Here is an 8,924-nt window from a genome sequence, read left to right on the forward strand (position 1 = left end):
CACCGCAAGGCCGCACGCCATGCCACGTCCGACTGGATGGAAATTGAAAAGCAGCGCGGTATCTCTGTGGCCAGCTCGGTCATGCAGATGGAATACCGCGACTGCGTGATCAACCTGCTCGACACACCGGGCCACCAGGACTTCTCGGAAGACACCTACCGCGTGCTGACCGCCGTGGACGCCGCACTGATGGTGATCGACGCGGCCAACGGCGTTGAGCCGCAGACTCGCCGCCTGCTGCAGGTCTGCCGCGCACGCAACACGCCCATCCTGACTTTCGTCAACAAGATGGACCGCGAGGTGCAGGACCCGATGAGCGTGATGGACGAGATCGAGCGCGAGCTCGGCATGACGGTCATTCCCTTCACGTGGCCGGTCGGCATGGGCAAGCTTTTCCATGGTGTCTACGACAGGCGCGAAGACCGCATGCGCGTCTTCAGCCCCGGCGAAGAAAAAGCCGGTGGCGACGATGAAATCCTGGCCGGCCTGGACAACGCCGAAGCCGCCAAGCGTTTTGGCGCCGAATACGCGCAGGCCCAGGGCGAAATCGAACTCGTGGCCGGCGCCACGCCTGAATTCAACCGCGCCGAATTCCTGGCCGGCAAACAGACGCCCATGTTCTTCGGCTCGGCCATCAACAACTTCGGCGTGCAGGAAGTGCTGGACGCGCTGGTCGACTTGGCGCCCGCGCCTGCCGAGCGCGAAGCCATCCAGCGCGTGGTGCACCCCGAAGAGAAAAAATTCTCCGGCGTGGTGTTCAAGATCCAGGCCAACATGGACCCGGCCCACCGGGACCGCATTGCATTTTTACGTGTGGCCAGCGGCGAGTTCACCCGCGGCATGCGCCTGAAGGTGGTGCGCAGCGGCAAAGAGCTGCGGCCCAACACCGTGGTGAGCTTCATGAGCCAGCGCCGCGAACTGCTCGACACCGCCTTTGCCGGCGACATCATCGGCATTCCCAATCACGGCGTGCTGCAGCTCGGCGACACGCTGACCGAAGGCGAAGCGCTGCAGTTCACCGGCCTGCCCTTCTTTGCGCCTGAAATGTTTCGCGCCGTCGAGGTGGCCGATCCGCTGCGCAGCAAGCAGCTGCGCGCCGGCCTCACGCAGCTCGGTGAAGAAGGCGCGATCCAGGTGTTCCGCCCGATTGCCGGCTCATTGCTGCTGCTGGGCGCTGTCGGCCAGCTGCAGTTTGAAGTGGTGGCTCACCGCCTGGAACATGAGTACGGCGTCAAGGCCCGCATCATGGGCAGCAACTTCAACCTGGCCCGCTGGGTGACGTCCGAGGACCCGAACGAACTGAAGAAATTCATGGACGCCAACGCCCACCGCGTGGCGCTGGATGCGGTCGATGCACCCACCTTGCTGGTGGATCACAGCGCCACCCTGCGTGCCGTGGAGCAGCAGTGGCCCAAGATCAAGTTTCATGCGCTGCGCGAGCACGCCGGGCTGGTTTTTCAGTCAAAAATGTAAGTTATTTTTGGCCTGCAGGCCAATCAGGACGTGCGCTAGCAGCTATAAAAGTAATAGCAACTTCGCTCACGCCTGATGCGCGGGCTTACTGCGCCTTGAGGAAATCACCCACTTCCAGCAGGATCAGCTCGTTGTCGTCCGCCTTGTTGGGCTCGCGGCTGCTGGAAAACGGCAGGTTGTTGTCGTTGCCCACCACGATGTGTGTGGCGTCCACCACGTCCACGTTTTCAATCGTGAAGAACGGGAAGGTCAGCACGCCGTTGTTCAGGGGTTTGCGCGCCAGCTTCGCCGGGTCGGCAATGGCCATCAAATCGATGTAGCCGATCTTGCGCAACGCACCACCGGCATTGGCGTCGCTCAACTCCACCTTGTAGACACGCTTGAACTTTGCGATGTCGTGGAAGCAGTCCGTGCGCTTCTGGCCTTCCGGGCAAGCCTTGTCGGCCGTGCCTTCGCCGTTGTCGCGCTCGATGATCAGGCCGGTCGTGCCGTCGATCATGTTGAAGTCGCCGATCGCGTGGCTGTTGCTCTCCAGCATGTATTTCCAGTGGCGGCCGGTCCAGGATTCGCTCTTCACGTCAAACTCCAGCACGCGCAGGTAGTCCTTGCCGCCCACGTTTTCATTGCCTTTGGTGGCGGCGTCATACAGCGCGCCCTCCAGCAGCGCATACAGCTTGCTGCCGTCTTTCGAAGCAGCCATGCCTTCAAACCCCTTGGAGCGACGAACCTGGAAATCCACCGCACCGCCTGGCACGCCGGGAGTCGTCACAGCCGGATGGTCGGGCGAACGCACGGCCTTGCCGTCGACCAGCGTGTCAAACACCGCCAGCACTTTGCCCTTCATGTCGGCCTTGATCAGGAAAGGGCCGAACTCGTCGCCGATCCACAAGGCGCCACCGGCGAACTGGAAGCTTTCGGTGTCAAAGTCGCTGCCCGTGAGGTAGCGCTGCTTCGTGCCTTCATGAACGATGCGGAACGGCACTTTTTTCTCGGGATCGTGCAGAAAAATCGTTTCCAGCCGCTTCATGGCGCCAGCCTTGAAATCGACCTTGTAGCGGTTCAGGTACAGCATGGCATCCGGTGAATTGGCTTTGGAGCCAAAGCCGTTGTCGGTCAGGATCCAGAAACTGCCGTCGGGCATTTTCTTGATGCCTGAATGGCCCTGCAAAGGCTGGCCCTTGAAAGGCAGGCTCACACCCGTGGGCCTGCCGGCAGACAGGCCCTCCACCGTGCCCAGCGCTTCCGTGCGCTTGCCATTGGTGAACTTGCCGCTGACCTGCAGGTCCTGCGGCGCATCTTTGGGCGCTGCAATAAACGACCGGGCGGGCGCCACCACATGGCCGGCCAGCGTGGCCGGAAAGGCGGTCTGGGCTTGCAGCGGCGCAGCCAGCGCAACGGTTGCCAGCGCAGGAAGGATGGCTTTGAAGAGAGATTTGAATGCAGGGCGCCGATTGGCGGCAAAACGGGAAGAAGGCATGGGCAATCCACTGTTGAAGAAAGCCGGATGGTGGCCAACGCATGTGACGCCCTGATTACACACAGCGCCCCCGGGTCCGCATCGGGTGTTTGCACGGCAGGGCTAAGGCCTTCCGGGCAGGCCGTTTTTTTGCAATAAGCTATACAGATGTATCGAACGGCAAGCCTGCGTGCTTTTTTCCTGATGTTGCTCTGCGCATTCTTCGGCGCAGCCCATGCACAGGTCTTTGACCGCCTGTACGAAGACAGTCCCACAATCACACTGGCCCAGCCGCTGCAATGGGTCGCGGTGCCCAAGGATTCCATCGAGTCACCTGATGCCTTGACAGCCGGCGATCCCGCAACCGGGTCGTGGACCTTCCAGCCCTATACAGACGACTCCATCCTGCCCACCTCGAACACTCAGGATGTCTGGGCCACTTTTTCACTGCCGGCCACCGAAGCCCTGCAGACCTGGTACATACGGATGCCGGGCCAGGCGATCTTCAAGGCGAGCCTTTTTTCGCGCAACCCGCAAGGCGGCTGGCTGGTCCAGTCAGCAGGCGAAGCGATTGCCCCGGCCGCGTGGGCGCTACGCACCCGTGTGCCGAGTTTTGAACTGCAAACGCGCGGCGACGGCATGCAGACCTACTACCTGCGCTTTGAGCACCGCAGGGCCATCACGGCGCGGCCCATGCTGCTGTCGCCCATTGAGTACATCGACGGCGCGTCCCGGGTTGGCGTGGTGATCGGACTGATGTGGGGAATGTTCAGCCTGCTGGCCTTTCTGTGCCTGGCCGCGTTCGTCATGGCGCGCAACAAGGTATTTTTGTGGTTCGGCGCCGTCGTGGTCACGCTCATGTTCACGCAACTGGTGCTGATCGGCTATGGCGGCTGGCGCATCTGGCCGCACAGCGCGCACCTGAACCAGGTCATGGGCTGGGTGTCGGCCTCGGTGAGCATGGCCGCCGGTGCATGGTTTTGCACCCAGGCCAGCTATGCCAAGAGCGGCTACCCGCGCATACACCGGCTGCTGCTCACCGTGACGGCGGGCAGCCTGTTCATGGCCTGCCTGATGGCTGCGAGCCAGAACCTCGTGCCGCGAGATCTTCGCAACCTGTGGCTGGCGTTTTCCACCCTGGCCATCATGGGAAGCCTCTTGTGGATGTCTTTGCGGGGACAGACCTGGAACCTCCTCATCCTGCTGGGCGCCGCGCCCATCGGGCTGGCCGCGCTGGCCCGGCTTTCCTACAACGCGGGCTGGGTCTGGAATGTTGAAGCGGCACAGGCAGCCGGTGTCCTGTCGGCGATGATCGGCCTGCTCTGGGTTTTCCTCGTGCTGGCATGGCGCAGCCGGGCAGCACTGTTTGCCAACCACCGCAGCGCCGCACTGGCGACTTACGACCCGGCCAGCGGGCTGATGTTGCCGCGGGTCATCGACGACAGGCTGCCGCCCATGCTGCTGCGCGCGCGGAGGCAGAAGTCGGCATTCGGCGTATTGATGTTGCGCTGGCTCGACCAGGCTCCGAGCCATGACGAGGCCAGCGACCAGAAGCGCGCCGCCGCACTTTCCCGCATCGGCGAAATCCTGCGCGGGGCAGCACGCGACGTGGACACAGTGGTTCGCTATGGCGAAAACGACTTCATGATGCTGGTGGAAGGCCCGGTCAATCGCACCACCCTGTCCGAAGTTTCAACCAAAATCCTGGCCGACTGCATACGCGCATCTGAAAAGCTGGGCGATGCGAATGCCTTCAACCTGCACGTCGCCCTGTGGCATGACACGCCCAGCGCCCAGACAACCGCGCAGGAGGTGGTTGAAAGGCTCAAGTCCCGACTGCACCAGATGGCCGCCGGAACAAAGCGCTATGTACAATTTGTCGATTCACCGAGCGATACCGTGAGTGCCGCAGGGGAAGACATGAGCCGTCGGGAAGACCTGCTGGCCAAGATCAACGAAATTGAAATTTCGCACCCGGCATTGACCAGCGAACAGGCTTCAGCCCCGGGCCGCTGAGACCCTGGCGGCAGATTCAGGGCGCCCTTGTCACAGGCAAGGGCAAGGCCGTCTTGTACCTGACCTGCTTGAGCGCAAAGCTCGAGCGTATCTTCTCGATGCCCGGAATCGGCGACAGCTGCTCAAGGATGAATTTTTCCAGCGCACCGATGTCGGCCACCGCCACACGAATCAGGTAGTCGCTGTCGCCCGACATCAAATAACACTCCATCACGTCGTCGTGCTCGGCGATGCGCCGCTCGAAGTCGGCCAGCGACTCCTTGCTTTGCGTGCGCAGGCTGATGGAAATGAACACATTCAAGCCCAGACCCAGCGCCGCCGCGTTGGCAATGGCCACATAGCGATCAATAACGCCGGCGGCCTCCAGCGCCTTGACGCGCGCCAGGCACGGTGAAGGGCTCAGATGCACGCGGCGCGCCAGTTCCACGTTGGTCAGCGAGCCATCCCGCTGCAACTCATCCAGAATCTTAAAATCAAGGTTATCGAGCTGCATCATCTTCAAAATTCGTTATTTACAGCATTTTATGCTTTTAAATGGTGTCATACCCCGATATTGAAGCAACACCTTCCGGATGATTCTGCGTAAAGTGATTGCTGCCATGAACGACTCCACACCCCACCATTTACTGATGCAGGCCGCTTCTTACACCGATCCTTCCGCTGACCCTGACCCGCAGGAAACCGCCGAATGGCGTGAGGCGTTTGAAGCCCTAGCCCTTACGCAGGGCCCGGCCCGTGCACGCGAAATGCTGCATGAGCTGAGCCGCGTCGCGCGCAAGCAGCGCATCGGCTGGCGGCCCGAACTGGCCACGCCTTACGTCAACACCATTGGCGTAGACGAGCAGCCCGTGTTTCCCGGCGACCTGGCGATGGAAGAGCGCCTGGCCTCGCTGATGCGCTGGAATGCGCTGGCGATGGTCGTGCGCGCCAACCAGGCCGAGACCGGCGGCTCGGCCGAGCTCGGCGGCCACATCGCGAGTTACGCCAGCGCGGCCGATCTGTTTGAAACCGGCTTCAACCATTTCTTTCGCGCACGCGAAGGCACAGGCCCCGGCCAACACCGCGGCGACCTGGTGTTCTTCCAGCCGCACAGCGCACCGGGCGTGTATGCGCGCGCCTACCTGGAAGGCCGGCTGGACGAAAAAGACCTGGGCTTTTACCGCCAGGAGCTCGCCGCGCCCAGCCAGGGCGCGCAAGGCCTGTGCAGCTACCCGCACCCGTACCTGATGCCGGACTTCTGGCAGTTCCCGACCGGCTCCATGGGCATAGGCCCGATCAGCTCGATCTACCACGCACGCTTTATGCGCTACCTCACGCACCGGCGTCTGCTCGACTGCACGGGCCGCAAAGTCTGGGGCGTGTTCGGCGATGGCGAGATGGACGAGCCCGAATCGATGAGCGCGCTGACGCTGGCCGCCCGCGAGGGGCTGGACAACATGGTCTGGGTCGTCAACTGCAACCTGCAACGGCTCGACGGCCCGGTGCGCGGCAACGGCCGCATCATCGACGAGCTGGAAAAGCTTTTTGCCGGCGCCGGGTGGAATGTCATCAAGCTGGTCTGGGGCAGCGACTGGGACGGCCTGTTCGCACGTGACCTGACGGACGCGTTGGCCAAAACTTTTGCGCAGACGGTGGACGGCCAGATGCAAACCTTTGCCGCCAAAGACGGGCGCTTTAACCGCGACAACTTCTTCGGCCAGAACGCTGAACTCGCACGCCTGGCCCAGGGCATGACCGATGAGCAGATCGACCGCCTCAAACGCGGCGGCCACGACCTGGTGAAGATCCATGCCGCCTACGCCGCGGCGGCCAGCCACCAGGGCCAGCCCACGGTGATCCTGGCGCACACCAAAAAGGGCTACGGCATGGGAAGCGCCGGCCAGGGCAAAATGACCACGCATTCGCAGAAAAAATTCGACGGCGAAGAGCTGATCGAATTTCGCAACCGCTTCAATTTGCCGCTGTCTGACGAGCAAGCCAAAAACCTGGCCTTCTACAAGCCCGCCGCCGACAGCGCCGAGATGCAATACATGCACGCCAAACGCGCAGCACTGGGCGGCTATTTGCCGCGGCGTGAAACGGCGGCCGACATCGTGAACATCCCAGCCCTGCCCTCTTACGCGCAATTCGCGCTCGCTGCCGACGGCAAAGAGATGAGCACCACCATGGCCTTTGTGCGCATGCTGGGCGGCCTGCTGAAAGACGCGGCCTTGGGCCCGAAGATCGTACCCATCGTGGCCGACGAGGCGCGCACCTTCGGCATGGCCAACCTGTTCAAGCAGGTGGGCATTTACTCCAGCGTGGGCCAGCGTTATGCGCCGGAAGACATCGGCTCGGTGCTGAGCTACCGCGAGGCGCTCGACGGCCAGATCCTGGAAGAAGGCATCAGCGAAGCCGGTGCCATGGCCAGCTGGACGGCCGCGGCCACCAGCTACAGCGTGCACGGCCTGGCGATGCTGCCCTTCTACATTTATTACTCGATGTTCGGCTTTCAGCGTGTGGGCGACCAGATCTGGGCCGCCGCCGACCAGCGTGCCCGCGGCTTCCTGCTGGGCGCCACCTCGGGCCGCACCACGCTGGGCGGCGAAGGCCTGCAACACCAGGACGGCACCAGCCACCTGATCGCCGCGACCATTCCCAACTGCAAGGCCTACGACCCGGCCTTCGCCGGCGAGCTGGCCGTGATCCTGGACCGCGGCATGCAGGAGATGATGGTCGAACAAAAAGACGTCTTCTATTACGTCACGCTGATGAACGAGAACTACGCCCAGCCTGATTTGCAAGCCGGCTCCGAGGCGGACATCATTCGCGGGTGCTATCAATTCAATAGCTGGCCGCGCACGTCCTTATTGCCCCACAGCCCTAAAACATCTCCCAAAAAGGCTCAAAAAGTCGTTTTGATGGGTTCGGGAGCGATCCTGACCGAGGTGATCAAGGCTGCGCAGCAGCTGGCCACGCAGGGCATTGAGGCCACGGTCTTCAGCGTGACCAGCTGGAGTGAGCTGGCGCGTGATGGTGCAGCTTGCCAGCAAGAGGCGATCAATGACGGCGCTGTGACTGCGCCCTTCATCGCTCAGCAGTTGCAAGGCAGCACCGGCCCCATCGTTGCCGCCACCGACTATGTGCGCGCTGTGCCGGAAAGCATCCGCGCCTTTGTGCCCGAAGGCAGGCACTACCTGACCCTGGGCACCGACGGCTTTGGCCGCAGCGACACACGCGCCGCGCTGCGTGAATTTTTCAGCGTCGACGCGCAAAGCATCGTGAAGGCGGCGCTGCACATGCTGAACCAGAAGTAGGCCGACGCGCGAAAGCCCGCGCGCGGCAGGCCGCGCACGGGCTCGGGAAAGAAGTGCCGGCTTACTTGGGCAGCAGCACCTTGTCGACCACGTGGATCACACCATTGGACTGGTAGACGTCGGCAATGGCGACAGTCGCAACGCCGCCCTTCTCGTCGGTCACCGTGACCTTGCCGCCAGCCGACCTGGCCACCAGCGTGCYGCCGGCCACCGTCTTGATCGAAGCCATGCCCTTGCCGTCGGCAATCATCTTGCTGATGGCAGCGGCGTCCCACTTGCCGGGCACGACGTGGTAGGTCAGGATGCCGGTGAGCATGCCCTTGTTTTCGGGCTTAAGCAGGGTGTCCACCGTACCTGCGGGCAATGCGGCAAAGGCCGCATTGGTGGGCGCAAACACGGTGAACGGGCCCGGGCCCTTGAGCGTATCGACCAGGCCGGCAGCCTTGACGGCGGCGACCAGCGTGGTGTGGTCTTTGGAATTGACTGCGTTGTCGATGATGTCCTTGCTGGCCAGCATGGGCGCACCGCCCACCATGACCTGGGCGAAGGAAGATGCGGCAGCCAATGACAGGGCGATGGCCACGCCGACGGATGCCAGTTTGTGTTTTGTCTGCATGTGAATACCTTTGAACTGATGTTGATGAAGTAGATACGCAAGCCGCAACCGGAAGGGTTTTCAAAGC

General features: G+C 62.5%; 6 protein-coding genes. 3 read left to right on the plus strand and 3 right to left on the minus strand.

The window, feature by feature from the left end:
- Positions 1-1,473: peptide chain release factor 3 (locus AC1D1X_RS09200; RefSeq protein WP_477698168.1), on the plus strand; the 1,473-nt coding region annotated here is incomplete at its 5' end.
- A gap of 85 nt (positions 1,474-1,558) precedes the next feature.
- Here the strand turns inward: AC1D1X_RS09200 and AC1D1X_RS09205 are convergent.
- Positions 1,559-2,950, minus strand: a complete 1,392-nt coding sequence (locus tag AC1D1X_RS09205) for an esterase-like activity of phytase family protein (protein WP_477669677.1) — start codon at positions 2,948-2,950, stop codon at positions 1,559-1,561.
- Between the two features lie 147 nt (positions 2,951-3,097).
- Between AC1D1X_RS09205 and AC1D1X_RS09210 the strand changes: the two genes are divergently transcribed.
- Positions 3,098-4,945, plus strand: a complete 1,848-nt coding sequence (locus AC1D1X_RS09210; RefSeq protein WP_477669678.1) for a sensor domain-containing diguanylate cyclase — start codon at positions 3,098-3,100, stop codon at positions 4,943-4,945.
- Positions 4,946-4,961: 16 nt separating this feature from the next.
- Here AC1D1X_RS09210 and AC1D1X_RS09215 read toward each other — a convergent pair whose 3' ends face one another.
- Positions 4,962-5,438, minus strand: coding sequence for an Lrp/AsnC family transcriptional regulator (locus tag AC1D1X_RS09215; RefSeq protein ID WP_477670201.1), 477 nt, complete (start codon positions 5,436-5,438; stop codon positions 4,962-4,964).
- A 106-nt stretch (positions 5,439-5,544) separates the two neighbouring features.
- Here AC1D1X_RS09215 and mdeB point away from each other — a divergent pair, with 106 nt between their 5' ends.
- Positions 5,545-8,241, plus strand: coding sequence for an alpha-ketoglutarate dehydrogenase (mdeB, locus tag AC1D1X_RS09220; RefSeq protein WP_477669679.1), 2,697 nt, complete (start codon positions 5,545-5,547; stop codon positions 8,239-8,241).
- A gap of 61 nt (positions 8,242-8,302) precedes the next feature.
- On the opposite strand, the gene AC1D1X_RS09225 is transcribed toward mdeB, so the two are convergent.
- Positions 8,303-8,857, minus strand: a complete 555-nt coding sequence (locus tag AC1D1X_RS09225) for a fasciclin domain-containing protein (protein WP_477698169.1) — start codon at positions 8,855-8,857, stop codon at positions 8,303-8,305.
- Positions 8,858-8,924: the final 67 nt, after the last annotated feature.

It is taken from the genome of Polaromonas sp. P1_G4 (assembly GCF_056405475.1).